Below are 25,902 nucleotides of genomic sequence, written 5' to 3'. Positions count from 1 at the left end.
AAACAAACCAAACTTTGCCCCTCAAGGGCTTGCAGCCATGACTTCTGAGACCATTTCCAGCACCGCCCCCGCCGCTCCCGCCTACAACCCGAGCGAAAAGCAAAAAGGCGCCAGCAAGACGTCGCGCATCCCGATCAAGATCATTCCGATCGAGCAAGTCGAGCGCCTGAAAAAGCCGGACTGGATCCGCGTCAAGGCCGCGTCGGCATCGACCCGTTTCTATGAAATCAAGGACATCCTGCGCGAAAACAAACTCGTCACGGTGTGCGAGGAAGCCAGCTGCCCGAACATCGGCGAGTGCTTCGGCAAGGGCACGGCCACCTTCATGATCATGGGCGACAAGTGCACGCGCCGCTGCCCGTTCTGCGACGTCGGCCACGGCCGTCCTGATCCGCTGGACAAGGAAGAGCCGGCCAACCTGTCGAAAACCATCGCCAAGCTGCGTTTGAACTACGTCGTCATCACCTCCGTCGACCGCGATGACTTGCGCGACGGCGGCGCCGGCCATTTCGTCGAGTGCATCCAGCAAACGCGCGCCCTGTCGCCGAATACCCGCATCGAAGTGCTGGTGCCGGACTTCCGCGGCCGCCTGGAAAAAGCGTTGCTGTTGTTCAAGGATGGCTTGCCTGACGTCATGAACCACAACCTGGAAACGGCGCCGCGCCTGTACAAGGAAGCGCGTCCCGGTTCCGATTACATGCACTCGCTGAAGCTGCTGAAAGACTTCAAGGCCATGTATCCGGACGTGAAAACCAAGTCCGGCATCATGGTGGGCCTGGGCGAGACGGACGAGGAAATCCTGCAAGTCATGCGCGACATGCGCGAGCACGACATCGACATGCTGACCATCGGCCAGTACCTGGCGCCATCGAACAGCCACTTGCCCGTGCGCCGCTACGTGCACCCGGACGTCTTCAAGATGTTCGAGGAAGAAGCGTACAAGATGGGCTTCACCCACGCCGCCGTCGGCGCCATGGTGCGCAGCTCGTACCACGCGGATGAACAGGCGCACAGCGCCGGCGTGGAATCGGCGCTGAATTTCTAAGCACTTGAGTTGTATCAAAAACCGTCCGCTTTAGCCGGGCGGTTTTTTTTTGCCTGTTCGTATCGTGCCCACCTCATGCGGCTGAGCGTCCTATACTGGCATGCTGAAAAAGCATGGTTGACAGATAAGCTATGAGGTGACGCATGGACGTACGCATCGACGCATCGTGGAAGGCGCGGCTGGAGGGCGAGTTTGCCCAGCCCTACTGGGAACGCCTGGCCGCCTTCGTGAAGCAAGAGTATGCGGCGGGGCCGTGTTTTCCGCCGGGTAAAACGATCTTCCGCGCGTTCGACCTGACGCCGTTCAAGCAAGTCAAGGTCGTGATCCTGGGGCAAGATCCGTATCACACGCCCGGTGCGGCCATGGGGCTGTGCTTCTCGATTCCCGATGGCACGCCGCCGCAGCCTAGCTTGCAAAATATCTTCAAGGAATTGCACAGCGACGTGGGCGTGGCGCGCACGCGCACGGATTTGTCCGACTGGGCCGAGCAAGGCGTGTTCCTGCTCAACAGCGTGCTGACGGTGCGCGCCGGGGTGGCCGGTTCGCACGCGGGCAAGGGGTGGGAGAAATTGACGGACAGCGCCATCCGCCACCTGTCCGCCGAGCGCAATAATCTCGTGTTCATCCTGTGGGGCGGCTATGCGCAAGCCAAGCGCACCTTGATCGACCCCGGCAAGCACCTGGTGCTGGCGGCGCCGCATCCCTCGCCATTGTCGGCCAGTAAAGGTTTCTTTGGAAGCAAGCCGTTCAGCCAGGCCAACGCCTATTTGCAGGCGCATGGCCAGGCGCCCATCATCTGGGATAAGTCATGAAATAGTACGGCAACCGACAGCGGCAGGCGTTGCTCCCTGCCGCTGTCTTCGCGCGTAACTCTTAGAAGCTTGTCGACAGGCCTGCGTAGAAACTGCGGCGGGCGCCGTACTGCGGCGCTCCCACGCCCACGCCGGAACCGTCGCGCAGCAGATACGATTTGTCGAACAGGTTGATCAGGGCCAAACGTCCTTCCACCTTGCCGACCGGCGTGTTTTTCCACGTATGCGTGAGCGCCGTGTTGACGGTGAAGTAACTTGGCAAATGGCCGGAATTCGGCGCGCCACCGTCCGGGGTCATGCGCAGGCCGCTACCGTAGAGGAAGTCAGCGCTTACTTGCGAATCGCCAAAGTGATAGTGTCCACCACCCGACAAGGTGTATTTCTGGTCATGATCGAGGTAGACATAGTGTTGGCTGATGTAGTTCAACTCATCGGCGCCAAACAGGGCCTGGCCCGAATTGATGTTGCGCCCCTGCGCCTTTTGCGTGCTGGCGTTGAGGAACAGGCCCCAGTTTTTCTCGCTGTAGATGGCCGATAACTCCAGGCCCTTGGCGTAGCCATCCGCATAGTTGAATGGCGTCAAAATCAATGCCTGGCCGAACTGGCCTTCGTCGAGCAGGTTGCTGATCTTTTTATAGTACACATCGGCCGTCACGGTCAGTTTTGAATTGACCTGGTGGCTGATGCCCACGTCGTAGTAATGCGTGCGCTCGGCCTTGACGTTGTCCGACTGGCCGATTTCCGGCGCATTTGTCGTGTTCGCATACAGGTCGATGCTGCCTTGCGCCGCCAGTTCCTGCGGCGGCGGCGTGAAGTAGCGCGAGTAGCCGGCGTGCAGGGCCGTGCCCGGCGCGATCTGGTAGGCCAAGTTGACGCGCGGGCTCCATTGCTGCTCGCTCGTGTAGGCCGACACCTTGTCGAAACGGGCGCCATAGTTCAGGGTCAAAGGCTTGCTGATATGCCATTCATCCTGCAGGTAGAAACTGGCCAGGGTGCCCGTCTTGCCGCTGTTGTCCAGCACCGTGATGGGCGTGGTGGAGGTCTGCGCGCCGTCCATCGCGGGGAAGACGGCCACCGTGTTGTCGCTCGTCGTCTTCTGGCGCGTGTAGGCCAGGCCCGCGCGCACGGTATGGTCCTGGTGCAATTTGTAGCTGATGTCGAACTGGGCACCGGAGGCGCTGTTCGCGCGGCGCGAGTCCGAGGCCACGCCGTTGTAGATCAGGTCGCCAATGGCATCGGGCGTGAAGTGCAGTTCCGAATACTGGTGGAAAGCCGAGACCTGGTAATTGACGTCGCCCAGGCTTTTTTGCAGCGACAGCACGAGGAAGCGGTTCACCTCGCGCTGGTTTTCATTGAGTTGCGACGACGGTAACGTGGCTGTGCCCGCCTGCACATCGCTGTGGCCATCGAGCGAGAAGGCCGGCGCCTGGTTCGGGTTGTTCGGGATCTGGAAGCGGCCGTTATACGTGCCGAACATGGCGCCCAGGCGCGTATTGTCATCGAGGAAATATGACAGGCTGCCGAACGATTTGTTCTGGCGCGTCTTGTCGTGCAGGGCGCTGCGCGTGTCTTGCGGGTTTTCCACGCCCAGGGAGTTACCGAGGTAGCTGCCGGACAGGTAGTAATTGAACTTGCCGACGCTGCCGAAAAATTCAGCACTCGGCTCCACGTGGTCGTGGCTGCCGACCATGATGCCGATGCGCCCGCCCGGTGTCATGCCGCCCTCTTTCGTTTCAATATCGACAATGCCCGCCGTGCGCAGGCCGAACTGGGCCGGCAAGGCGCCCGTCATGAAATCCGTCTTGTCGATCAAGCGCGTGTCGATCGACTGGCCAAAGCCGGTGATGCTTTCCGGCAGTTGCACGCCATTGATGCGGTATTGCACGTTGGCATGGTCGTCGCGCACGTGCAGGGCGCCGGAACCTTTCGAATCCTGCGACACGCCCGGCAGGCGCAGCAGCACTTCATTGAATGGCGTGTTGTCGCCCTGGCCCAGCATGTCGACCATATGGCTGTCGATGCTGTAGATGGTGGTGCCGACTTTCGGCGACAGCTCGATGCGCGCGCTTTTCAGGTGGGCAGAGGTGACTTCGACCTTTTGCATGTCTTGCGGGGCAGCATCGGTATTGGCCTCGGCAGGCTCGGCGGCGTGGGCGGAAACGGTAAACAGGCTGGCAAGGGCGAGCGACAGCGCGCTCAGACGGGGAGTGTGTTGCATGATGAACCTCAAAATAGTCAACGCCAGGCGGCCCGGCGCGCATGAACGCGCGACTAGGGGCAGTCTGAAAAAGGAAAACAGCGTGGGAACTACAGTGAGGCGGCAGGCGGGCCGCGCACAGGCGGCAGGATCAGGGCGGCGACGGGCGCCAGGGTGGCGGGCGCGATGGCCAGCAAGCGGTACGGCAATAACTGGGTGGGCGGCTCGGCGATGGCCGGCGGCACGGCAATGTCGGCCACCTTGTCGATGGCCGTGGCGCACAGCGCGCACTCTTCCGCATCAAAGGTGGTCTTGTGCAGGTGCGAGGCGGCCGTCGACAGCAGGAACACGAGGGCCAGCGCACTGAACAGCGCCACGCACAGCCGCCACGGTGTGCGCGAGAGGGCGGCGGCACCGTGATGAGCAAGCTTGCGGGTGGGCTGGCGGGAAGACATGGGCGCATAGTAGCAAGAAAATCGCCCCGTTGTCAGCGCTTGTTGCGTGATTTGCGCTAGAGGGAGCTACAGGGTGGCGCGCAGTGCGCGCGGCGACAGGCCGTAGTGCTGGCGGAAACGGGCCGCGAAGCGCGATGGCGAGGCGTAGCCGCAGGCGGCCGCGATGTCGCCGATGGGTAAGATGCCAGATTGCAATTCCTGCAAGGCCAGTCCCAGCCGCACGTCTTCCAGGATGGCGCGGAAGTGGCGCTGCTCCAGGGCCAGTTGGCGGCGCAGGGTGGACGCGCCCAAGTGCAGATGGCTGGCGACTTTGGCCACGCTCCAGTCGGCGCCCGGGTCCAGCAGCAGCACTTGCTGCACGCGCGCAGCCAGCGGATCGCGGCGGTCCAGCAACAGCGGGCCGCAATGGCCGCCCAAGGCCAGGGCCAGCAGCAAGCCTTCCGCGTGGTGCGCCAGCAGCGCGGGCGGTGCGCTACCTGCCAGGCTGGCCATCAGCTGGTCCCAGGCCTGCGCCGCGTGGGCATCGAGCGGCACGCACAGGCTGGCCGTGGCCGCCTGGCGCAGCTGGGTATCGACGAGGCCGCCATGGCGCGCGCGGAAACGGGCGATCAGGGCCGGTGAAAAACTCAGCACTTCGGCCCGGTAGCCTTGCGCGCCGGGCAGGTTGGCCACGCCCAATTCCTGTCCTGCCGGCATCAACACCACGTCGTGCGTGCCGGCGCGGGCCTGGCGAGCGCCCCATTCCAGCAGCTTCGTTCCCTGCCGCACGCGGCACAGGGCGCTCTGGAAGACGGGCACGCGGCGCAGGGTTTGCGCGCGGCGCGCCTCGATGGTGCCGTGGGCGATGCGCAGTTCGCTCAGGGCCACCGCGTCGATCTCATCGGCCATACAGTCCCGTCAGCTGCGCCTTGCCCAGTGCGTTGGCGTTGAGCATGTAGCCGAGCATGGCGCCGCTGGCGTGCTGGTCCAGCGGCAACTTGTCCACGCTCAATGCCCACACGGTGATCTGGTAACGGTGCGCCTTGTCGCCCGGTGGCGGGCAGGCGCCGCCGTAGGCGCTGTCGCCGTAATCGTTGCGTCCTTGCATGGCGCCCGCCGGCAGAGTGCTGGCCGTGGCGCCGCCTGGCAAGGACGTGGTGCTGGCAGGCACATTGAACACGCTCCAGTGCCACCAGCCGCTGCCCGTGGGCGCGTCCGGGTCGTACAGGGTGACGGCGTAGCTTTTGGTGCCAGCCGGCGCGCCGTGCCACGACAATTGCGGCGACAGGTTGCCGCCCGTGCAGCCGAAGCCCTGGAATACTTGCGCCGGCGCCAGGGTCTGGCCCGGCGCGATGTCGGTGCTGGTGACGGTAAAGTCGGCGGCGTGGGCGTCCAGGTGCAAAGCGAGACCCAGCGTGATGGCAAGCAGGCGGGAGGTGGTCATGGTTTTCCTTTCGATGAAGTATAGGGGAAAGTGTATGCCGTGCAACATTGACTTGCGATGCCGATGCGCTCGATGATGGTGCCAAAACGCTCGTTTCCACCTGATTTCAATGTTCCCATGAGCGTGTTGTTGCGCTTGCCGTTTCCTGCCTGCGCATGATTTTCACTGCGGAGCTTTCATGCTATCGTTCTGCAGCCCAAATTTCCCCGAGTCGCCTCCCCATGTCCAAACGCCCGATCAAGTGGTTGTTCGCCAAGCTGCACCTGTATGCGGGCCTGTGGTTCGGCGCCCTGTTCGTTTTGCTGGGCTTGACGGGTTCCGCCATCGCCTGGATGCCGGAGCTCGACGCATACCTGAATCCGACCCTGTTGCAGGCGAGCACGCCCGCGCCCGGCCAGGTGTTCCAGGTGACGCCGCGCACGGTGCAAGCGGTGGTCGATGGGCTCGCGGCCGACCCCGCTTACGGCAAGCCGGCCCAGCTCAATCCGCCCGCCGATGCGCGCGACGTGTACGTGGCCTCGTACCGGCAAGCCGGCAAACCGTCGCCTTTCAGCCAGGCCATCGTGCGCCAGGTGATGGTCGACCCCTACACCTTGCAAGTCAAAGGCGAGCGCGACTGGGGGCGTTTCGGCCTCACGCGCCCGCTGCTGATGTCGGGCATGTTTCATCTGCACCGTTATTTATTGTCGGGCGAAGTGGGTAAAACCATTACGGGTATCTCGGGCGTGATGTTGCTGCTGATGGCCTTGAGCGGCATCTATCTGTGGTGGCCGCGCCTGCAGTGGACGGCGATCAAGCGCGCGCTGACGGTGTCGCATGGCGGTTCCTGGCCCCGCTTCAACTACACGTTTCACAAGGCGGCCGGCTTTTTTGCCGCACCCGTGCTGGCCGTACTGGCCTTTTCCGGCATTTATTTCAATTTGCCGCAATTGGTCGTGCCGCTGGTGGAGCTCGTCTCGACGGCGCCGGACAAGGCCAAACTGAAAAATCTGCGGCAGGATGGCGACCTGCTCGATGCGGGCCAGGCCATGGCCGCCGCGCAACAGCTGTATCCGCAGGCGCGCGTGTCGCGCATCGTGCTGCCGGCGAAAAAGGACCAGCCGTATGACGTGCGCGTGCGCCAGCCTGGCGAAATCGCCGAGGGCGACGGTGCCACGCGCATCACTGTGGACGCGCGCAGCGGCTTGCCCCTGCGCATACGCGATCCCTTGCGGGCGCCGGCCGGAGACGTTTTCCTGGGCTGGCAATTCCCCCTGCACTCGGGCCAGGCCTTTGGCGTGGCCGGGCGCGGTTTTATTACCGCTTTCGGCCTGATGCCGCTGCTGTTCCTGCTGACGGGGACATTGGTATGGTGGAAACGGCGGCGCGGCCGGAAATAAGCGGTCGCCAGACCGTGGCCGGGAAAGTTGCTATCATCATAGTATGTTCCGGCGTATCCCGGACTCACCCGCACAAGGACCAGCATGAGCAATCCCGAGATCACCGTAGCAATGTTGAATGAACGCGGCACGGGCCGCCTGCCCGGCCACCTGGGCATCGTCATCACGGAAGTGGGCGACGGCCAGCTGACGGCGGAATTGCCCGTGCTGCCGCATCTGCTGGCGCCGAACGGCTACCTGCACGCGGGCAGCGTGGTGACCCTGGCCGACACGGCTTCCGGCTACGGCTGCATCGTCAACCTGCCCGAAGGGGCGACTAATTTCACGACCATCGAATTGAAATCGAACCACCTGGGCACGGCCCGCGAAGGCACGCTCACCTGCACGGCCAAGGTCGAACACAAGGGCCGCAACACGCAAGTGTGGGATGCCGTGGTGAAAAGCAAGGAAACGGGCAAAACGATTGCCTTGTTCCGCTGCACGCAGATGATTCTATATCCCAAATAAACCGACACCCTAAATCAACTGCTGGGGTCAGACCCGGCGGGTCTGACCCCGGATTTTTGCCTTCGGGTTAGATTTTCACCCAGTTACCTTTATACAAAATCGGCCCCGTCGGTCCGTCCGGATTCGGCGAACCGCCTTTCGGCTCCAGCGTGACGGCCAGCAAGGCCACGTCGTTGCCGATGGCGCGCTCAGACAAGGCCAGTTTCACGTTGCCCTTGTCGGCCAATAAGCCCAGGGAGCGCGGGTTGCCGCTCTTCGGCACAGCCCACAGTTCCAGATCCTTGTCGCTCGGCACGGGTGCGTTGCCCACCATGCGCACCTCGAGCGCGCCGTGGCGGCTGTCGGCCGTCAGCAACAGGGCCGTTTGCGCTTTCTCGTCCATCAGGCTGGCCACATAGCTGATCTGCGGCGCGTCCATCATGCGCGTGGCCACGACGATCACCAGCAGCGCGGCGATGGCGCTCGAGGCCATGCCCAGCGAACGCCAGAACGACAGGGAATCGCGGAACAAGGACCAGCCGCCCTGCGGCTTCAGGTGCAGGCGCTGCTCGATCTGCTGCCACACGCGCTTGGGCGGCGCCACGGGCGTGGCAAATTCGGCCATCGGTTCCAGGCGCTGGCGCCATTCGGCGGTGATATTGCGCAAGTCGGCGTCATTGTGCAGCCAGCCTTCGAAACGCCGCCGCGCGCCGCCTTTCAAGGTGCCGAGCACGTATTCGGACGCCAGTTTCTGACGCAGCACGTCATTGCCGCGGATATTCATGATGCCTCCCGTTTCGCCAGACACGTGCGCAGGCGTTCCAGGCTGCGGCGTATCCAGGTCTTCACGGTGCCGATCGGCAGCGACATCTGCTGCGCCACTTCGCTGTGCGACAGGTCGTGATAGAACGCCAGGGCGACCACCTGCCGGTGCAGCCCTTCCAGGGCGGACATGCAAAACGCCAGCGCCTTGGCGTCACCGCTTAGCTGCAGTGATTCGATCGGCGTGGCCTGGGGGTCTCGGAGTGCATTCATGACTTCGCTATCAAACTGTTCGGCATCGATTTCCACGGTATCGTCGCTGCGCCGCAGCACATCGAACGCCTTGTTGCGCACGATGGTGGCCATCCAGGTCATCGGCGCCGCCAGATGGCTTTGATACGTGGCGGCGTTGTTCCAGATGGCGACGAAACCCTCTTGCAAGGCTTCTTCTGCGAGCTCTTGCTTATGCAATATACGCAGCGCGAAGCCAAACAGTTTCGATGAGGTGGAGTTATATAGCTGGCGGAACGCGGTGGCGTCCTTGTTGCCGGTGGCGAGCAGCCAGGTTTTCAGTTGCTGCGGGTCGAGCGATTGAGCGGCTAGGGGCACGGCTGGCCTTCACAAGGTGAGTGGGATCACGCCTAGGAAGGTTATAACAGGTTGATAACACTTGGCAACAAGGTTTTGTGCGGTGCCGAGCCTTAACCGGCGATAGCCGTTTCCAGCAACTTGTGCAGTTCCGCGAATTCCGGCTTGCCCACGTAGCGCTTGAGGATCTTGCCCTGCTTGTCGAGCACGAAGGTGGTGGGCGTGAGGGCCACGTCGCCATAGGCCTTGGCCGCCTCGCCCGTCACGTCGAGCGCCACCTTGAACGGCAGCTGGCGCGTTTCGGCGAAGTTCAGCACGTAGTTGGCCGGATCGTATTTCATGGCCACGGCCACGAATTCCAGCCCTTGCCCCTTGTACTTGTTGTAGGTGTCGACCATGTCCGGCATTTCCGCCACGCAGGTGGTGCACGAGGTGGCCCAGAAATTGACCATCACGACCTTTCCGCGCAGGCTGGCCGACGTGATTTTTTCGCCATGGATGCCGTGGAAGGTCACGTCCGGTGCGCTTTGCTTGTCATTGAGCGACAGATAAGCGGCGGCGGCCACGCCCGCCACGAAGACGGCGATCAGGGCTGGCTTGACCCAGGACTTGCTTGCGGATGGCGAAGTTGACATGGTTTTTACTTGAAAAGCGCGGCGATGCGGCCATTATAGCCATATCGCCGCATCAAAGCCGTAGGTCAAACGGAGGAGGCGTTTATTGCTGCGCCGTGTCGCCAGTGCTGGTGGTGCGTGCTGGCGCCGGATCGGGCTGCAACTGCTTCAGTTCCGATTCCGAAATGTAGTCGAACAGCTTGACTACTTTCTGCACGCCGCCCACGCCGCGCGCCACGTCGGCCGCGACCGTGCCTTCGCGTTGGGTGACCCGGCCCATCAGGAAGACGGTGGCGTTTTCCGTGACGACCTTGAACGAGGCGGCCGAGATGGTTTTCATGTCGACCAGGCTGGCCTTGACCTTGGTGGTGATCAGTGCGTCGTTCGAGCGCGAGGTGTAGCTGGCCGGACCGGCGATGATCAATTCATTGGCCACCGATTCCACGCCTTCGATATTGCGCACTTCGCGCTCGACGGCATTTTTCATCGCCTCGTCGCGCACTTCGCCCGTCAGCAGGACGCGGCGGTTGAAGCTGGTGACGTTCACATGGCCCACGTCGCCGGTGATCGAGGGGATGCGCGACTCGCCTTTGACGGCGATCGACTTGTCTTCGGTCTGGGCGCCCAGGGTGCGGCGGTCCGCTGCGGCAACGCCGCCCATCACCGCGCCGCCGACCATCAATTCGATGCAGCCGGTGAGCGAAGTGAGCATGGCGCCGCACAGCAGTGCGGTGGCCAATGGGCGTTGTACGCGTTTCCAGCCTGGGCCAGTACCGAATTTAGTCATTCACGTCTCCTCCGAATAGCGCGACGTCGATGCCGTCGCAGATGCAATGTATGGTGGTCAGGTGGACTTCCTGGATGCGCGCCGTGCGCTCGGCCGGCACGCAGATATGCACGTCGGCGTCCGTCAGCATCTTGCCGATGGCGCCGCCGTCCTTGCCCGTCAGCGCCACGACGCGCATTTCGCGCTCGAGCGCCGCTTCCACGGCGGCCATCACGTTGGCCGAATTGCCCGACGTGGAAATGGCCAGCAAGATGTCGCCGGCCTGGCCGAAGGCCTGCACCTGCTTCGAGAAGATCTCGCGGTAGCTGTAGTCGTTGGCCACGGCCGTCAGGATCGACGTATCCGTCGTCAGCGCCAGGGCCGGCAGCGGAAAGCGCTCGCGTTCGAAGCGCCCTACCAGCTCGGCTGCGAAATGCTGGCAGTCGGCGGCGGAACCGCCGTTGCCGCAGGCGAGAATCTTGTTGCCGTTGGACAATGCATAAAACATCAGGTCGATCGCCTGCGCAATGGGTTGCGCCAGTACGGTGGCGGCCTGGATCTTGAGTTCGGCACTTTCGTGGAAGTGCGAGAGGATGCGTTGATTATTCATAGTCTGCCGATTATAGTGCAGGCGCGCGGCATGGCGGACAAGCACTGTTAAAAATGCTTACATATCGAGGATGTTCTTCAGCCAGCTGATGCGCCCGCCATCAATGGCCAGCGCGTCGAAACGGCAGGGCGGCACGGTTTTTTGCCGCAGCAGCCAGGTTTGCGCGGCCACCGTCATGCGCCGCTGCTTGGCTGGCGTGATGCTGGCCAGGGCGCCGCCGAAGGCTGCACTGCTGCGTAGCCGCACTTCGACGAAGACGACGGATGCGCCATCGCGCATGATCAGGTCCAGCTCGCCGCCCTTGCACAGATAGTTACGCTCCAGCAGCACCAGGCCTTGCAGCAGCAGATACGCGAGCGCATCGTCTTCCCCTTGCCGTCCCCGTGCCTGTTTATTCTGGAAAGGCAGGGGTGGCATGGCGTGTCCTTATTGGGCCGGCGGCACAGAGACAGGCGCCGGCGCCGGCGCGGCCGGTGGCCAGGTGCCCAGCACGCCTTGCTGATAGGTGGCGGCCTGTTCTGTGCGTTCGAATACTGTTTGCTCATTCTCGAAGCGCACGGCCAGGCGGCCCGTCACGCCATCAAGGGTAAATGGCGCGTTCGGGCGCAGCGCCACTTCGCGCGCCACGCGGAAGGCATCGATGCCCAGCGCGTACAGGCGTTCCATGTCGGCCGTCAGGCGGGCGTCGGCCGGTTGCGGCGGCTGCGGATACACCATCACTTGCGGATGCTCGCGCTGCACTTGCCATGGCAGGTCCAGCAAGCGCGCGCCGTCGAGTTCGGGGCCGCTGGCGCCGCGCCCGGCGCCGGGATTCAAGGACGAGGTGCCATACAGGGGCAGATCGCTGCCGATGGCCACGCGCAACTGGCGCGCCTGGTCGGCGTCGAGCGCGGCAAACAGCAGGCCCGGTGGCGTGGCGGCCAGGCGCGCGCGCAGTTGTACCAGCTCGGCATCGCTCAGGTAGCCATTCGTGGCCGTCAAGTCCATCGTCTCGATCTTGCCGCCCTGGCGCAGCCATTCCTGCTTGAAGGCGGCGCTGATGCGGCGCTGCGAGGGCGAACCGGCCGACAGGACCAGTGCGCTGGCGCCCGGCTGTTCGCTGGCGGCCCAGGCGGCGACCTGGCGCGCTTCCGCCTCAATCGACAAGCCCATCACCAGCAGCTTGGCCGGCAGGCGCGCCTCGCCGCGGTTGTCGGGGTGGTTCAGGGCGATCGTTGGCTTGCGTACCAGGTCGCTGTTGGCCACGGCCGTGACGGCCGAGCGCGACAAAGGCCCGACGACGATGTCCTGTTCTTCCTGTGCTTGCGCGAATTTGTTCAGCACGTCGCTGCTGCCGTCGCCCGTGTCGATCACCGTCACTTCAAAGCCGCTGCGGTCGCGCTCATACGCGGCCATGAAGCCGGCGCGCAGCAGCTCGGCGGCCGGGCCCAGGGAAGCGGAGCGCAGCGGCAGCAGCAGGCCGATGTGGTGGACCTTGCCGTCCGACGGCGCCGGCGCCGTGGCGGCCGGCATGTCCTGCGGCGTGCCGGTCGCCGGCTTGGTATTGATGGGCGCCAGCGGCGCGCCATTGCCGTCGTAGGCGGTAATATCGGGTACGGCCACGGCAAACGTCACAGGTTCGGGCGCGGGCGGCTTGGGCGGCACGGGCGGTGGCAGCGGCTTCGGTGGCGGCAGCGCCCTTGTGTTAGATTCAATAGGCGCGCACAATTGCCCGGGCGCGTCGCAAGGCGTGCTGCAAGCGCTCAGCATGCCGGTCGCGGCACAAACAAGCAGTAACTTCACACTATTAGCAAGCATTTAACCTCCAAAATGACCGTACAAGAAATCAGTTCCATCGCCAGCCTGCCCATCATGACAGAGGCGGCGCACCAGGTCTATCCTATCGCAACATTGTATATAGTGGCCACGCCGATCGGTAATGTGACCGATATCAGCCTGCGCGCGCTGCATCTGCTGAGCCTTGCCGATGCCGTCGCCTGTGAAGATACGCGCAACACGGCGCACCTGTTGACGCGCTTTGGCTTGAACAAGCCCCTGATTGCGGCGCATCAACATAACGAACGCGAAGTGGCGCAGACCCTGATCGCCCGCCTGCACGCCGGCGAGCGCATCGCCCTCGTTTCCGACGCCGGCACGCCCGCCGTGTCCGACCCCGGTGCGCGCATCGTCGACGCCGTGCGCGCGGCCGGCCTGCGCGTGCTGCCCCTGCCCGGCCCGTCGGCGGCGATTACCGCCATTTCCGCCAGCGGCCTGTTGAATGACCAGTTTTACTTTGTCGGCTTCCTGCCCGCGAAAGCCAAGCAGCGCGAAAACATGTTGCACAGCCTGCGCGGCGTGACGGCGACGATGGTGTTCTATGAAGCGCCGCACCGCATCCTCGATTGCGCCACGGCCTTGGTGGAAGCGTTCGAACCGACGCGCCAGGTGGTGTTCGCGCGCGAGCTGACGAAACTGTTCGAGGAAATCCACCGCTGTCCCCTGTCCGAAGCGGAAAGCTGGATACGCGCCGACGCGCACCGTGAAAAGGGAGAATTCGTCGTCCTGCTCGAAGGCGCGACGCAAGCGCAGGACGCGGAAGACGTGGAAGCGGAGCGCATCCTCAATATCCTGCTGGCCGAATGCAGCGTCAAGCAGGCGGCGAATTTGACGGCGCAAATCACGGGGCGCAAGAAGAATGCGCTGTATGAGCGGGCGTTGCAATTGAAGGGACAGGAATAATTTACAGGCCTGCCCATTGCTGGCGTGTTATTAAATTATTACCACTTGCAGCCGCTATCCTTCTTGTCCAACAACATCAACACGGGCGCCAGCAAGCCTGCGCCTGAATAGGCGGTGCGGCAATCGCCGCGCTTGCCTTGTGCGATGTCGCGCGCCAGCTGGGTTTCCGTTTGCAGCGGCTTGTCGGGGATTTGCCCCACGGCCGTACCCACCTTGGATGGATCGCGCTCGCCGGCCATCTTGCGCGCCGTTTTCCTGGCCGCTTCCATGTCGAACTTTGGCGTTTCCGGCGTTTCTTGCCTGACGGTATCGGGACTGGCCGCCGGCGTGGCCGGTGATGCCGGCACGACCGTGACGGATTGCGGGCTCGATGTTGGCGCCGTGGGCGCCGCCGGCGTTTCCCGGGTCGTGGCGAGTTTCGGCTTGCTGATGGGTTTTGGTTCGCGCTTCGGCTTGACGACTTCGACGGGCGGCGGGGGCGGCTTGGCGGCCAGCGGACGTATCCACACGGCGATCGACTCCACGCGCGGGGCCGTGTCCGGTGGCGCGGCTGGCTGCACATGGCGCCACAGAGTGATCAATGCGCCATGCAGCAGCAAGGACACGGCGATGCCCAGCACGATGCCGCGGCGGCTCGGCATGGGCTGGCCGCCGCCGCTTCTTTCTATCCTGAACTCCATTGCCGTCGTCGCCTTCATGTCTGATCGGGAAAACTTGCCAAGCCAGTGTCGCATATTTCCGGCATGTTGAAAAATACATGCATCCCAGTACCGCGCGTAAATAATTTACACAGAGTTTCACCTGACCCTTGACCGAAGTCGATACGGCCTGTATTATCTTGGTCTTCGGAGTGTGGCGCAGCCCGGTAGCGCACCTGGTTTGGGACCAGGGGGTCCAAGGTTCGAATCCTTGTACTCCGACCAAATTTGTAGAAAAAAACCCAAGAGTTTAGGCTCTTGGGTTTTTTTTCGCCTGTACGGTTCACGTACGCCGGGGTCGGTCGGGTAGGTCGGGTTAGCGCGCAGCGCGTAACCCGACAACAGTGTTGGCCATGTCCTTGGTGGCGTCGGATTACGCGCTTGCGCGCTAATCCGACCTACACAGCTGCGCGCTTCGCCGCGATGGCGTTGCCGGCGCGGCTAGATCCCTTGCGGCCCAGCTGCTGCGAGATGAACTGCCCTGCGTCCACCACCAGGTCCAGATCGATGCCGGTGGCGATGCCCAGCCCCTGCATCATGTACAGCACGTCCTCGGTCGCCACGTTGCCGGTGGCGCCCTTGGCGTACGGGCAGCCGCCCAGGCCCGAGACGGACGAGTGATAGATCGCGATGCCCGTTTCCAGGCTGGCGTAGATATTTGCCAGCGCCTGGCCGTAGGTGTCGTGGAAGTGGCCGGACAGCCCGCCCACATGGAAGGCGGCAATCGCGCGCTCCATCACCGCCTGCGTCTGGCGCGGCGTGGCCACGCCGATGGTGTCGGCGATGTCGATCTCGTCGCAGCCGAGATCGCGCATGCGGCCCACCACGTCGGCTACGGCGTCCAGCGGCACGTCCCCCTGGTAAGGGCAGCCGAAGGCGCAGCTGATGCTGCCGCGCAGGCGCAGGCCGTGTTCCTTGGCCGCCTTCGCCACGCCTTCGAAGCGGGCGATCGATTCGGCGATCGAGCAGTTGATGTTCTTTTGCGAGAAGGCCTCGGACGCGGAACCGAAGATCACCACTTCATCGGCCTTCGCCGCCAGCGCTGCGTCAAAGCCTTGCATGTTTGGCGTCAGCGCCGAATAAATCGTGCCGGCGCGGCGCGCGATCTTGTCCATCACTTCCGCGCTGGTGGCCATCTGCGGCACCCATTTCGGCGAGACGAACGATGCCGCCTCGATGTTGACGAAGCCGGCCTGGGTCAGGCGGTCGACCAGCTCGATCTTGACGGCGGCGCTGATGGTTTCCTTTTCGTTTTGCAGGCCGTCGCGCGGACCTACTTCGACGATCTTGACCTGCTTGGGCAGACTGGTAGTAGGGTTCATCTCAATATCCTTGCAAACGGTTGACGATGCCGGCGACAGAGTCTCCGGCTTGCAGGCGGCGCATCTTGGCGGCGATCTGCGCCACGCTTTCGCGGCGCAGGGTGGCGGCCGAAATATGCGGCGTGATGGTGATGCGGGGTTCTTGCCAGAACGGGTGCTGCTGCGGCAGCGGCTCGTTGCGGAACACGTCCAGGGTCGCCCCCGCGATATGCCCGGAGCGGATCAGCGTCAGCAAATCCGGTTCGGCGATAAGCGCGCCGCGCGCCACGTTGATGACATAGGCGCCTGGCAGCAGCATCGACAGGCGTGCGCGGTCGAGCAGGTTGTGCGTGTCGGGCGTGAGCGGCAGCATGCACACGAGCACGCGCGTGCCGCGCAAAAAGGCATCGAGCCCCTCTTCGCCTGCATAGCATTGCACGCCATCGGCATGTTTTGGGCTGCGGCTCCATCCGCGTAGCGGGAATTCGAATTGCGCCAGCGCTTGCAGCACGCGCTGGCCCAGCACGCCCATGCCCAGCACGCCGATAGGAAAGTCCGCCTTGTCGAACGCGGGCAGCGGCTGCCAGATGCCCGCGCGGCCCTGCGCCTCGTAATCGTCGAAACGGCGGAAGTGGCGCAGCACGGCGTGGCTCACATATTCGGCCATTTGCACGCCCATGCCCGCGTCGTCGAGGCGCACCAGCGGCACGTGGGCGGGCAACGCGTCGCCGAATTTCAGCAGCGCGTCGACGCCGGCGCCCGTATTGAAGATGGCCTTGACGTTCGCCAGCTCGGGCAGCATGGCGGCGGGGGGCTGCCACACTACGGCGTAGTCGCATGGTTCAACCGCTTCGCCATCGCGCCAGAAGAGGATTTCTGCTTCGGGCAGCAAGTCGCAGAAGTCGCTGATCCACGCCGCTTCCTTGCCGTCCGAACGTTGTAACAGGATGCGCATGTGCTTACCTTTATGCGGCAGCCTTGAAGGCCAGCAGCGGCGCGCCATCGGCCACCTGGTCGCCGACCGCATACAGCACGTCTTCCACCAGGCCGTCGTGCGGCGCGGCGATCGTGTGCTCCATCTTCATCGCTTCCATGATGACCAAAGGCTCGCCCTTCTTGACGTCCTGGCCCTTGTTCACCAGCACGGCGACGACCTTGCCCGGCATCGGCGCCGTCAGTCGCCCGCCTTCCGCTTCCACTTCGCCCGCATGCGCCATCGGATCGTTGTAGTGCAAGGTGTAATGCAAGCCGTTGGTAAATACGTGGAACTGTTCGCCGTCGCGGCGCACGGTGCCGTGCACGGCACGCTCGCCGAGCTTGATGTGCAGTTCCAGGCCAGCGTTCGCCGTCAGGGAGAGTGGCTGGCCGTTGAACAGCCAGCCATCCGTCTTGTAGGCAACGCGCGCCGCGTAGGCCTTGCCCTCGCCAGCCGAGGTGAATTCATCGGCGAACGACAGGCTGCGACCCAGGGTGCTGTTCAGACGCCAGCCCAGGGCATTGCCCCACGGGTCGGCGCGGTTGGCCGATTGTGTTTCGGCCGCCGCTTTTTCTTCCAGCAGCAGGGCGACGGACGCCAGCGCCAGGGCCGTGTCGGGCGCCGCTTGCAAGGCGGGGAACAGCGACGCTTGATTGCGCTCGATGAGGCCCGTGTCGAGGTCCGCGCTGGCAAATGCCTGGCCTTCAACGAGGCGTTTCAAGAAGGCGATATTGCTGGCCAGGCCCACGATCTGGTAGTCGGCCAGTGCTTGCGCCATGCGCGCCAGCGCTTCGCGGCGGTCCGCGCCCCAGACGATCAGCTTGGCGATCATCGGGTCGTAGAATGGCGAGATCGCGTCGCCTTCGCGCACGCCCGAATCGATACGCACGGACGCCGGCACCACCGTGCCACCGAGTTCGAACGTGACGGCCGATGGAGACTGCATGTGGCGCAACGTGCCGATCGATGGCAAAAAGCCCTTCTCCGGATTTTCCGCGTAGATGCGCGCTTCGATGGCGTGGCCGTGGATGGCCAGTTCGCTCTGTTTTTTCGGCAGCGGTTCGCCAAAGGCAACGCGCAACTGCCATTCCACGAGGTCCGTGCCGGTGATCATTTCCGTCACCGGATGTTCCACCTGCAGGCGCGTGTTCATCTCCATGAAGTAGAACGAGCCATCCTGGTTGGCGATGAATTCCACCGTACCCGCGCCCACGTAACCGACGGCCTTGGCGGCGGCAACGGCCGCTTCGCCCATGGCGGCCCTGCGATCGGCCGGCATGCCAGGCGCCGGCGCTTCTTCCAGCACCTTTTGATGGCGGCGCTGCACCGAGCAATCGCGCTCGAACAGGTAGATGCAGTTGCCGAGCGTATCGGCAAACACCTGGATTTCGATATGCCGCGGACGCGACAGGTATTTCTCGGCCAGCACCTTGTCGTCGCCGAAAGAGCTGATCGCTTCGCGCTTGCACGAGGCCAGCGCGGCCTTGAAGTCGGCGCTGTTGTCGATGACGCGCATGCCCTTGCCGCCGCCGCCAGCGGACGCCTTCAGCAGCACGGGGTAGCCGATCTTGTCGGCCTGCCCATGCAGGAAGTCCGCATCCTGTTCTTCGCCGTGGTAGCCGGGCACCAGCGGCACATTGGCTTTTTCCATCAGCGACTTGGCGGCCGACTTGGAACCCATGGCGCGCATGGCCGATGCCGGCGGACCGATGAAGACGAGGCCCGCAGCGTGGCAGGCGTCGGCAAAGTCGGCGTTCTCGGACAGGAAACCATAGCCGGGGTGGATCGCTTGCGCACCAGTGGCCAGTGCCACGGCGATGATCTTGTCGCCGCACAGATAGCTTTCCTTGGCCGGCGCGGGGCCGATCAAGACGGCTTCGTCGCACACGGCGACGTGCTTGGCGTTGGCGTCCGCTTCCGAATACACGGCGACGGTCTGGATGCCCATGCGGCGCGCGGTAGCGGCGACACGGCAAGCGATTTCGCCGCGGTTGGCGATCAGGATTTTAGTGAACATGGTCTCTCTCTATTCTCTCAAAAAGGGCAGCTGTCTCTTGGCGGACCTTGTCTGCTGGCGTGTCGGCTTACGCGCTTTGCGTTAAGCCGACCTACGCATTGGTGAGGCGGTATTCGTAGGTCGGGTTAGCCGGCACGGCGTAACCCGACAAGGCTGTCATCAGCAGCCGCACTTCTCTTTCTGTACCGATTCGAGCATGGCGCCGCGCGTCTGCAAGCCCAGTTTGCCGAGCAAGACGCGGTCGTCTTCCGCTTCCGGGTTGTCGGTGGTGAGCAGCTTGTCGCCGTAGAAGATGGAGTTGGCGCCAGCCAGGAAGCACATCGCCTGCACGGCTTCGCCCATCTGGCGGCGGCCGGCCGACAAACGCACGCGCGCTTTCGGCATGGTGATGCGGGCCACGGCGATCGTGCGCACGAATTCGAACGGATCCAGCGCTTCCAGGCCAAACAAAGGCGTGCCTTCCACCTGCACCAGGTGGTTGACGGGCACCGATTCCGGATACGGATTCAGGTTTGCCAGCTGGGCGATCAGGCCCGCGCGTTGCAGACGCGTCTCGCCCATGCCGACGATGCCGCCGCAGCATACTTTCAAGCCCGCCTCGCGCACGCGGCCCAAGGTGTCCAGGCGGTCCTGGTATTCGCGCGTCGAGATGACGTTGTCGTAGAACTCGGGCGCCGTATCGAGGTTGTGGTTATAGAAATCGAGGCCCGCGTTTTTCAGGCGGTCCGCTTGTCCCTCTTCCAGCATGCCCAGGGTGGCGCAGGTTTCCAGGCCCAGCGCTTTGACTTTGCTGACCATCTCTTCGACCTTGTCCATGTCGCGGTCTTTCGGGCCGCGCCAGGCGGCGCCCATGCAGAAGCGCGTGGCGCCGTTGGCTTTCGCCTGGCGGGCCGCGTCGAGCACGGTGTCGATATCGAGGATTTTTTTCGCTTCCACGCCCGTGTCGTAGCGGGCCGCCTGCGGGCAGTAGCCGCAGTCTTCCTCGCAGCCGCCCGTCTTGATCGACAACAAGGTCGCCAGTTCCACGTCGCCGTCGGGGAAGTTGACGCGGTGCGTTTGCTGGGCCTTGAACATCAGGTCATTGAATGGCAGGTCGAACAGGGCCAGCACATCATCGATGGGCCAGGTGGCCGCTTCGGGCAGGGTAATGCGCGCCGCAGGGCGGTGCAGTTCGACGGTTTTTGCTGCTTCTTGGACTACGGACATGGTGATTCCTTCGCTTCTATTTTTGGATACGATTAATTGTTTGGTTCAGGTGTTCGGCTGTTGCGCCGGCCAGTTGGGCAAGCCGGTGAAATCGAGATACGCGGCCGCCGCTTCCGCGCTCGGCTGCGCCAGGCGCGGCACCCTGCCCAGCAGCGGTGCCGGGATGCGCTCGATCAGCGCATCGATATTTTCGTCGAGGAAGCGCATTTCCACTTCCAGGGTGTTGGCGACCCAGCCGATCACCGTCAAGCCACGCGCTTCGATGGCTTCCACCGTCAGCAAGGCCTGGCTGATGCAGCCCAAACGCATGCCGACCACGAGGATCACGGGCAAATCGAGCTGCTGCGCCAGGTCGGCCGAGTCGAAACCTGGCGACAGCGGCACGCGGAAACCGCCCACGCCTTCGACCACGACGGCGTCCGAGGCGGCGGCGATTTCCAGGTAGGCGGCCAGGATCGGCACGGACTCGATGCTCACGCCTTCGAGCGCGGCGGCAATGTGCGGTGCAGCCGGTTCCTTCAGCATATACGGCGTCGTCAGGCTGCGCAGCATGGTGACGTTGCCGGCGGCGATCAGGCTGTCGGCGTCTTCATTATGCAGTTCGCCGTCGCGCATTTCGGCGCCGGCGGCCACTGGCTTCATGCCGCAGGCGCGCACGCCGCGCGCGACCAGCGCGTGCAGCAGGGCCGACGAGGTCAGGGTCTTGCCGATTTCCGTGTCGGTGCCGGTGACGAAACAGGCAAAGCGCGATGGCAGGCCGGTGGCCGCCGGCGAAGGCTGCACGGCCGGCGCCAGATCCGCCAGCACGTCCGCCACGATAGGATCATCAAGGCTCATGGCGAGTCCTTTCCAGGGTGTTGACTGCGTTGATCAATTGCGCCACTTCCTGCGCCGTGTGGCCGGCCGACAGGGTCACGCGCAGGCGCGCCGTACCGACTGGCACGGTGGGCGGGCGGATGGCGCCGACCCACAGTCCCTGCTGGTACAGTTGAGCGGCGACGGCCAGCATGTCCGCATTTTCGCCGATGATGACGGGCTGGATGGCGGTCACCGACGGCAAGGCTTGCCAGCGCCGCAGCTGCAAGCCGTCGTTCCATTGCGCCACCAGCGCCGCCAGGTGAGCCCGGCGTTGTTTTCCTTCTTCCCCGGCGATGATGTCCAGGCTGGCCAAGAGCGCATGCGCGAGCGCCGGCGCGGCCGCCGTGGTGAAGATGTAGGGGCGCGCCTTCTGGATCAGGGTGTCGATCACGGCTTCGTGCGCGCACACAAAGGCGCCGCCCACGCCGGCCGATTTGCCCAGGGTGCCCACATACACGAGGTAGGGCGAATGCAGATTGAAATGTTCTAGCGCGCCACGGCCAGCGGCTCCCAGCGCGCCAAAGCCGTGCGCGTCGTCGACCACCAGCCAGGCGCCATAGCGTTCGCACAGGGCCAGCAGCGCGGGCAGCGGCGCCAGGTCGCCATCCATGCTGAAGACGCTGTCGGTGACGACTATTTTCGTCTGTGCCGTGCTGGCCGCCAGCAGGGCCGCCAGGGCATCGAGGTCGGCGTGCGGATACACGCGCGTCTTGACGCGGGCCAGGCGCGTGCCGTCGATCAGCGAAGCGTGGTTCAGCGCTTCCGAGAAAATCTCGGCGTCCGGATCGCCGGCCGACAGGGCCGTCAGCACAGCTAAATTCGCCATGTAGCCTGTACAGAAATACAGGGCACGCGCCTGTTCCAGGTTGGCGCCAACGAACGCCGCCAGGCGTTCTTCCAGCTGCGCGTGGGCGCGGCTGTGGCCACTGATCAGGTGCGAAGCGCCGCTGCCGGCGCCATACAGGTCGGCGCCCTCTTTCAGCGCTTCCACGATGCGCGGATGCGCGGCCAGGCCCAGGTAGTCATTGCTGCAAAAGGCCAGCATTTCGCGGCCATTGACCGTCAGGCGCGGCGCACACGGCGTGTCGACGGTACGGCGGCGGCGGATCAGGCTACGCTCTTCCAGCCCTTGCAGCTGCAGTTGTAATCGCGCGATCAGTTCCATCTCAGGCCCCGATCACATGATTGAAGACGGCCAGCGTTTGCTGGCCCAGGCCCGCGATTTCCTCGTCGTCGAGGATGTACGGCGGCATCAGGTAGACGGTGGAGCCGATGGGGCGCATCAACAGTTCGTGTTCCAGCGCCGTGCTGAAGAAGCGGCGCGAAAAATCCGGGGCAGCGTCCACCGCATCGAAGGCCCAGATCATGCCCTGCTGGCGGAAGTGTTTTACGCGCTCGTGCTGCGCCAGCGGCGCCAGGGCGCGCGTGATTTTTTCAGCGCGTACGTGGTTGGCCGCCAGCACATCGTCTTCCTCGAAAATCGACAGGGTCGCCAGCGCGGCGCGGCAGGCCAGCGGGTTGCCCGTGTACGAATGCGAATGCAAAAAGCCGCGGCGCACGTCGGTGCTGTAGAACGCCTGGTAGATGTCTTCGCGCGTCATCACGAGGGACAGCGGCAGATAGCCGCCGCTGATGCCCTTGGAGAGACAGACGAAATCGGGCCAGATGCCGGCCTGCTCGCACGCAAAGAAGGTGCCCGTGCGGCCGCAGCCGACGGCGATTTCATCGAGGATCAAATGGACTTGATGGCGGTCGCACAGGGCGCGCACCAAGGACAGGTACAGCGGGTCGTGCATGGCCATGCCGGTCGCGCACTGCACCAGCGGCTCGATAATGATGGCGGCGATCTTGTCGGCTTTTTTCTGGAACAGCTGCTCGATTTCGGCGGCCGCGCGGCGCGCCACGTCCTCGGCGGTCTCGCCCTCGGCTGCCTGGCGAAAGTCGGGCGACATCACCGTCTGCGTGGCGCGCAGCAGGGGGCCGTAGGCATCCTTGAACAGGGCGACATCGGTGACGGCGAGGGCGCCGATGGTTTCGCCGTGGTAGCTGCCTTTCAGGCAGACGAATTCCTGTTTTTCGCTCTTGCCGCTGTTGCGCCATGCGTGAAAACTCATTTTCAGGGCGATTTCCACGGCCGATGCACCATCGGACGCGTAAAAGCTGTGGCCAAGCACGCCGCCAGTTAATGCGGAGAGTTTTTCCGACAGTTCGATCACCGGTTCATGCGTGAAGCCGGCCAGCATCGCGTGTTCCAGGCGGTCCAACTGATCCTTGAGTTCCGCATTGATGCGCGGATTCGCATGGCCGAACAGGTTCACCCACCAGGAGCTGATGGCGTCCAGGTAGCGTCGGCCTTCGTGGTCGTACAGCCAGGCGCCGCGGCCATGGCTGACGGGGATGAGCGGTACAGTCTCGTGATGCTGCATTTGCGTGCACGGATGCCACACGCTGCGCAGACTGCGTTCGACCCAGCCCGATTGTTTTTCTGCTTTCAAAACTGCTCCAATGATTTCTTAGTCCATGGGCTTTGGACTATTAACTAGCCCATGAGCCAACTCGGCTTGCGCTTGTCGAGGAACGATTGCACGCCTTCGCGTCCCTGCTCCGAGGCGCGGATCTGCGCGATGCGCTCGGCGGTATCCGCCAACAGCGCGTCATCGACCGGCTGGCCGACGATCTCGCGCACCAGCATTTTCGCTTGCGCCACGGCGTGCGGGCTGTTGCCCGTCAGCGCTTTGAGCACCTCGGCGGTTTTCGCGTCCAGCGCGCTTGCCTCGACTACCTCGTGGGCAAAGCCGATGCGTAGCGCTTCCTGAGCGGAGAATCGCTCCGCGGTCAGGAAATAGCGGCGTGCCGCGTTTTCGCCCATGGCCTTGATGACATACGGTGAAATAGTGGCCGGAATCAGTCCCAGGCGCACCTCGCTCAGGCAGAAATGCACGTCTTCCGCAGCCAGAATGATATCGCATGCGGCGACGAGGCCCATGCCGCCCGCATAACAGTCGCCCTGGATCTTCGCCACGACGGGCTTGGGACACAGGTAAATCGTGCGCAGCATCTGCGCCAGCTGCAGTGCGTCGGCCTGGTTTTCGGCATGCGTGTAGCCTGCCATCTTCTTCATCCAGTTCAGGTCCGCACCGGCGCAAAAGGCCGCGCCATTCGCCGCCAGCACGATGGCGCGCACCATGTCGCTGCGTCCCAGGCCTTCGAAGGCGCGCGCCAGTTCGGCGATCGTCGTCTCGTTGAAGGCGTTGCGCACGTCGGGACGGTTCAGGGTCACGGTGGCGACATTGCCCTCGATGACCAGCTTTAAGGTTTCAAATTCCATGGTCTTCTCCCCTTATTGCCCGTTACATGCGGAATACGCCGAACTTCGTGTCCGGGATCTCGGCGTTGAGCGCGGCCGACAGGCCCAGGCCCAGCACCATGCGGGTGTCGGCCGGGTCGATCACGCCATCGTCCCACAGGCGCGCGGTGGCATAGTAGGGGTGGCCCTGGTGTTCGTATTGATCCTTGATCGGCTGCTTGAAGGCCGCTTCTTCGTCCGCGCTCCACTGCCCGCCCTTGCCCTCGATGCCGTCGCGCTTGACGGTCGCCAGCACGGAAGCGGCCTGGTCGCCGCCCATGACGGAAATGCGTGCATTGGGCCACATCCACATGAAACGCGGGGAAAACGCGCGGCCGCACATGCCGTAGTTGCCGGCGCCGAAGCTGCCGCCGATGATGACCGTGAACTTCGGCACGGCGGCCGTGGCGACAGCCGTCACCATCTTGGCGCCGTTGCGGGCGATGCCTTCGTTTTCGTATTTGCGGCCCACCATGAAGCCCGTGATATTTTGCAGGAAGACGAGAGGGATCTTGCGCTGGCAGCACAATTCGATGAAATGCGTGCCTTTCAGCGCCGATTCCGAGAACAAGATGCCGTTGTTGGCGATGATGCCGACTTTGACGCCATAGATGTGCGCGAAGCCGCAGATCAGGGTGGTGCCGTAGCGGGCCTTGAATTCGTCGAAATCGCTGCCGTCGACGATGCGCGCAATGACTTCGCGCACGTCGAACGGCTTGCGCGTATCGACGGGGATCACGCCATACAGTTCCTGCGTCGGGTATTTCGGTTCGACGGACTCGCGCAGCGCCATCTGCTGCGGCTTGGTGCGGTTCAGGTTCGAGACGATGGTGCGCGCCAGCGATAGCGCATGCAGATCGTTCTGCGCCAGGTGGTCGACCACGCCGGACAAGCGCGTGTGCACGTCGCCGCCACCCAGGTCTTCAGCCGTCACTACTTCACCGGTGGCCGCTTTCACCAGCGGCGGGCCGCCGAGGAAAATCGTGCCCTGCTCCTTGACGATGATCGATTCATCGCTCATGGCCGGCACGTAGGCCCCGCCGGCCGTGCAAGAACCCATCACGACGGCGATCTGCGGGATGCCCTTGGCCGACAGATTTGCCTGGTTGTAGAAGATGCGGCCGAAATGGTCGCGGTCCGGGAAGACGTCGTCCTGGTTCGGCAGATTGGCGCCGCCCGAGTCGACCAGGTAAATGCACGGCAGGTTGTTCTGGTCGGCGATTTCCTGGGCGCGCAAGTGTTTTTTCACCGTCATCGGGTAATACGTGCCGCCCTTGACTGTCGCGTCGTTACACACGATGACGCATTCCTGGCCCGAGACCCTGCCGATGCCGGTGATGATGCCGGCGGCGGGCGCCGCATCGACGCCCTTGGCGTCCTGGTACATGGCGTAAGCCGCCATCTGGGAAAACTCGAGGAAGGGCGTGCCGGGATCGAGCAGCATCTGCACTCTGTCGCGCGGCAGTAGTTTGCCGCGCGCCAGGTGCTTGGCGGCAGCCGCTTCGCCGCCGCCGGCCGCGATCTTTTCCACCTTGTCACGCAAATCGTCGACGATGGCTTGCATGGCCGCGGCATTGGCCTTGAAATCTTCACTGCGCGGATTGAGTTTGCTTTCGATGTGCGGCATTGCGGTTCCTTTTTATTA

26 protein-coding genes and 1 tRNA gene are annotated in these 25,902 nt (G+C 63.7%); 6 read left to right on the top strand and 21 right to left on the bottom strand.

Going from position 1 to position 25,902, the window contains the following annotated elements; all coding sequences use genetic code 11:
- Nucleotides 1-37: 37 nt before the first annotated feature.
- The gene (gene lipA / locus OPV09_RS01060; RefSeq protein WP_034752483.1) at nucleotides 38-1,045 is read left to right on the top strand and encodes a lipoyl synthase; all 1,008 of its coding nucleotides are present in this window, start codon (nucleotides 38-40) and stop codon (nucleotides 1,043-1,045) included.
- A 143-nt stretch (nucleotides 1,046-1,188) separates the two neighbouring features.
- Nucleotides 1,189-1,857: a uracil-DNA glycosylase gene (locus OPV09_RS01055; RefSeq protein WP_338680202.1), complete on the top strand. Its 669-nt coding sequence runs from the start codon at nucleotides 1,189-1,191 to the stop codon at nucleotides 1,855-1,857.
- 61 nt (nucleotides 1,858-1,918) lie between these two features.
- On the opposite strand, the gene OPV09_RS01050 is transcribed toward OPV09_RS01055, so the two are convergent.
- The 4 genes from OPV09_RS01050 to OPV09_RS01035 form a co-directional block, all read right to left on the bottom strand.
- Nucleotides 1,919-4,075, bottom strand: a complete 2,157-nt coding sequence (locus tag OPV09_RS01050; RefSeq protein WP_338680201.1) for a TonB-dependent receptor — start codon at nucleotides 4,073-4,075, stop codon at nucleotides 1,919-1,921.
- A gap of 89 nt (nucleotides 4,076-4,164) precedes the next feature.
- Nucleotides 4,165-4,509 (bottom strand): hypothetical protein, encoded by a 345-nt coding sequence (locus OPV09_RS01045; protein ID WP_338680200.1) that lies wholly within the window; start codon nucleotides 4,507-4,509, stop codon nucleotides 4,165-4,167.
- Between the two features lie 66 nt (nucleotides 4,510-4,575).
- Nucleotides 4,576-5,397: a helix-turn-helix transcriptional regulator gene (locus OPV09_RS01040; protein WP_338680199.1), complete on the bottom strand. Its 822-nt coding sequence runs from the start codon at nucleotides 5,395-5,397 to the stop codon at nucleotides 4,576-4,578.
- The gene (locus OPV09_RS01035) at nucleotides 5,387-5,932 is read right to left on the bottom strand and encodes a YbhB/YbcL family Raf kinase inhibitor-like protein (protein ID WP_338680198.1); all 546 of its coding nucleotides are present in this window, start codon (nucleotides 5,930-5,932) and stop codon (nucleotides 5,387-5,389) included. The genes OPV09_RS01040 and OPV09_RS01035 overlap by 11 nt, the downstream gene beginning before the upstream one ends.
- A gap of 221 nt (nucleotides 5,933-6,153) precedes the next feature.
- On the opposite strand from OPV09_RS01035, the gene OPV09_RS01030 reads away from it, so the two are divergent.
- Together OPV09_RS01030 and OPV09_RS01025 are read left to right on the top strand one after the other, a co-directional pair.
- Nucleotides 6,154-7,311, top strand: coding sequence for a PepSY-associated TM helix domain-containing protein (locus OPV09_RS01030; RefSeq protein ID WP_338680197.1), 1,158 nt, complete (start codon nucleotides 6,154-6,156; stop codon nucleotides 7,309-7,311).
- 84 nt (nucleotides 7,312-7,395) lie between these two features.
- Nucleotides 7,396-7,818, top strand: a complete 423-nt coding sequence (locus OPV09_RS01025) for a PaaI family thioesterase (protein WP_331778127.1) — start codon at nucleotides 7,396-7,398, stop codon at nucleotides 7,816-7,818.
- A 67-nt stretch (nucleotides 7,819-7,885) separates the two neighbouring features.
- Here OPV09_RS01025 and OPV09_RS01020 read toward each other — a convergent pair whose 3' ends face one another.
- From OPV09_RS01020 to OPV09_RS00990, 7 genes are all read right to left on the bottom strand, one after another.
- Nucleotides 7,886-8,581, bottom strand: coding sequence for an anti-sigma factor (locus OPV09_RS01020; RefSeq protein WP_338680196.1), 696 nt, complete (start codon nucleotides 8,579-8,581; stop codon nucleotides 7,886-7,888).
- A complete protein-coding gene (locus OPV09_RS01015) occupies nucleotides 8,578-9,168 on the bottom strand; it encodes a sigma-70 family RNA polymerase sigma factor (RefSeq protein ID WP_034752469.1) in 591 nt (196 codons plus the stop codon). Before OPV09_RS01015 ends, OPV09_RS01020 begins: the two co-directional genes overlap by 4 nt.
- A gap of 92 nt (nucleotides 9,169-9,260) precedes the next feature.
- On the bottom strand, nucleotides 9,261-9,782 hold the full coding sequence (locus tag OPV09_RS01010; protein ID WP_034752467.1) for a peroxiredoxin family protein: 522 nt from the start codon (nucleotides 9,780-9,782) through the stop codon (nucleotides 9,261-9,263).
- A gap of 82 nt (nucleotides 9,783-9,864) precedes the next feature.
- The gene (locus OPV09_RS01005; protein ID WP_034752466.1) at nucleotides 9,865-10,548 is read right to left on the bottom strand and encodes a BON domain-containing protein; all 684 of its coding nucleotides are present in this window, start codon (nucleotides 10,546-10,548) and stop codon (nucleotides 9,865-9,867) included.
- The gene (locus OPV09_RS01000) at nucleotides 10,541-11,137 is read right to left on the bottom strand and encodes a phosphoheptose isomerase (RefSeq protein WP_034752465.1); all 597 of its coding nucleotides are present in this window, start codon (nucleotides 11,135-11,137) and stop codon (nucleotides 10,541-10,543) included. The genes OPV09_RS01005 and OPV09_RS01000 overlap by 8 nt, the downstream gene beginning before the upstream one ends.
- A 57-nt stretch (nucleotides 11,138-11,194) precedes the next feature.
- Complete coding sequence (locus OPV09_RS00995) at nucleotides 11,195-11,554, bottom strand: YraN family protein (protein ID WP_338680193.1); 360 nt, start codon at nucleotides 11,552-11,554, stop codon at nucleotides 11,195-11,197.
- A 9-nt stretch (nucleotides 11,555-11,563) separates the two neighbouring features.
- Nucleotides 11,564-12,781 carry a penicillin-binding protein activator gene (locus OPV09_RS00990; protein ID WP_338680192.1) on the bottom strand — a complete coding sequence of 406 codons (1,218 nt, stop codon included), beginning with the start codon at nucleotides 12,779-12,781 and terminating at the stop codon, nucleotides 11,564-11,566.
- Between the two features lie 165 nt (nucleotides 12,782-12,946).
- Here OPV09_RS00990 and rsmI point away from each other — a divergent pair, with 165 nt between their 5' ends.
- Nucleotides 12,947-13,855 carry a 16S rRNA (cytidine(1402)-2'-O)-methyltransferase gene (gene rsmI / locus OPV09_RS00985; RefSeq protein ID WP_338680191.1) on the top strand — a complete coding sequence of 303 codons (909 nt, stop codon included), beginning with the start codon at nucleotides 12,947-12,949 and terminating at the stop codon, nucleotides 13,853-13,855.
- Between the two features lie 38 nt (nucleotides 13,856-13,893).
- On the opposite strand, the gene OPV09_RS00980 is transcribed toward rsmI, so the two are convergent.
- Nucleotides 13,894-14,496, bottom strand: coding sequence for a hypothetical protein (locus OPV09_RS00980; RefSeq protein ID WP_338680190.1), 603 nt, complete (start codon nucleotides 14,494-14,496; stop codon nucleotides 13,894-13,896).
- Between the two features lie 205 nt (nucleotides 14,497-14,701).
- On the opposite strand from OPV09_RS00980, the gene OPV09_RS00975 reads away from it, so the two are divergent.
- Nucleotides 14,702-14,778, top strand: a tRNA-Pro gene (locus tag OPV09_RS00975).
- A 173-nt stretch (nucleotides 14,779-14,951) separates the two neighbouring features.
- Here the strand turns inward: OPV09_RS00975 and OPV09_RS00970 are convergent.
- The 9 genes from OPV09_RS00970 to OPV09_RS00930 all read right to left on the bottom strand — a co-directional run bounded on the left by OPV09_RS00970 (nucleotide 14,952) and on the right by OPV09_RS00930 (nucleotide 25,884).
- Entirely contained in the window at nucleotides 14,952-15,875 is a 924-nt protein-coding gene (locus tag OPV09_RS00970; RefSeq protein ID WP_034752456.1) for a hydroxymethylglutaryl-CoA lyase, read from the bottom strand.
- A 1-nt stretch (nucleotide 15,876) separates the two neighbouring features.
- On the bottom strand, nucleotides 15,877-16,809 hold the full coding sequence (locus OPV09_RS00965; protein ID WP_338680189.1) for a glyoxylate/hydroxypyruvate reductase A: 933 nt from the start codon (nucleotides 16,807-16,809) through the stop codon (nucleotides 15,877-15,879).
- Nucleotides 16,810-16,819: 10 nt separating this feature from the next.
- On the bottom strand, nucleotides 16,820-18,847 hold the full coding sequence (locus OPV09_RS00960) for an acetyl/propionyl/methylcrotonyl-CoA carboxylase subunit alpha (RefSeq protein WP_034752451.1): 2,028 nt from the start codon (nucleotides 18,845-18,847) through the stop codon (nucleotides 16,820-16,822).
- A gap of 159 nt (nucleotides 18,848-19,006) precedes the next feature.
- Nucleotides 19,007-20,053 carry a biotin synthase BioB gene (bioB, locus tag OPV09_RS00955; protein WP_034752449.1) on the bottom strand — a complete coding sequence of 349 codons (1,047 nt, stop codon included), beginning with the start codon at nucleotides 20,051-20,053 and terminating at the stop codon, nucleotides 19,007-19,009.
- A gap of 45 nt (nucleotides 20,054-20,098) precedes the next feature.
- The gene (gene bioD, locus OPV09_RS00950; RefSeq protein WP_034752447.1) at nucleotides 20,099-20,890 is read right to left on the bottom strand and encodes a dethiobiotin synthase; all 792 of its coding nucleotides are present in this window, start codon (nucleotides 20,888-20,890) and stop codon (nucleotides 20,099-20,101) included.
- Nucleotides 20,880-22,076 (bottom strand): 8-amino-7-oxononanoate synthase, encoded by a 1,197-nt coding sequence (gene bioF, locus OPV09_RS00945; protein WP_338680187.1) that lies wholly within the window; start codon nucleotides 22,074-22,076, stop codon nucleotides 20,880-20,882. Before bioF ends, bioD begins: the two co-directional genes overlap by 11 nt.
- Before the next feature lies 1 nt (nucleotide 22,077).
- Nucleotides 22,078-23,406 carry an adenosylmethionine--8-amino-7-oxononanoate transaminase gene (gene bioA, locus OPV09_RS00940; RefSeq protein WP_338680186.1) on the bottom strand — a complete coding sequence of 443 codons (1,329 nt, stop codon included), beginning with the start codon at nucleotides 23,404-23,406 and terminating at the stop codon, nucleotides 22,078-22,080.
- 44 nt (nucleotides 23,407-23,450) lie between these two features.
- Nucleotides 23,451-24,239, bottom strand: a complete 789-nt coding sequence (locus OPV09_RS00935) for an enoyl-CoA hydratase/isomerase family protein (RefSeq protein ID WP_034752440.1) — start codon at nucleotides 24,237-24,239, stop codon at nucleotides 23,451-23,453.
- A gap of 22 nt (nucleotides 24,240-24,261) precedes the next feature.
- Nucleotides 24,262-25,884, bottom strand: a complete 1,623-nt coding sequence (locus OPV09_RS00930) for a carboxyl transferase domain-containing protein (protein WP_034752436.1) — start codon at nucleotides 25,882-25,884, stop codon at nucleotides 24,262-24,264.
- Between the last annotated feature and the right edge of the window lie 18 nt (nucleotides 25,885-25,902).

The sequence above is a fragment of the Janthinobacterium sp. TB1-E2 genome, from assembly GCF_036885605.1.
GTDB classification, from domain to species: Bacteria; Pseudomonadota; Gammaproteobacteria; order Burkholderiales; family Burkholderiaceae_D; genus Janthinobacterium; species Janthinobacterium aestuarii.
Note: the sequence above shows the minus strand (reverse complement) of the source record. Positions and strands in the feature narration are given on the sequence as shown.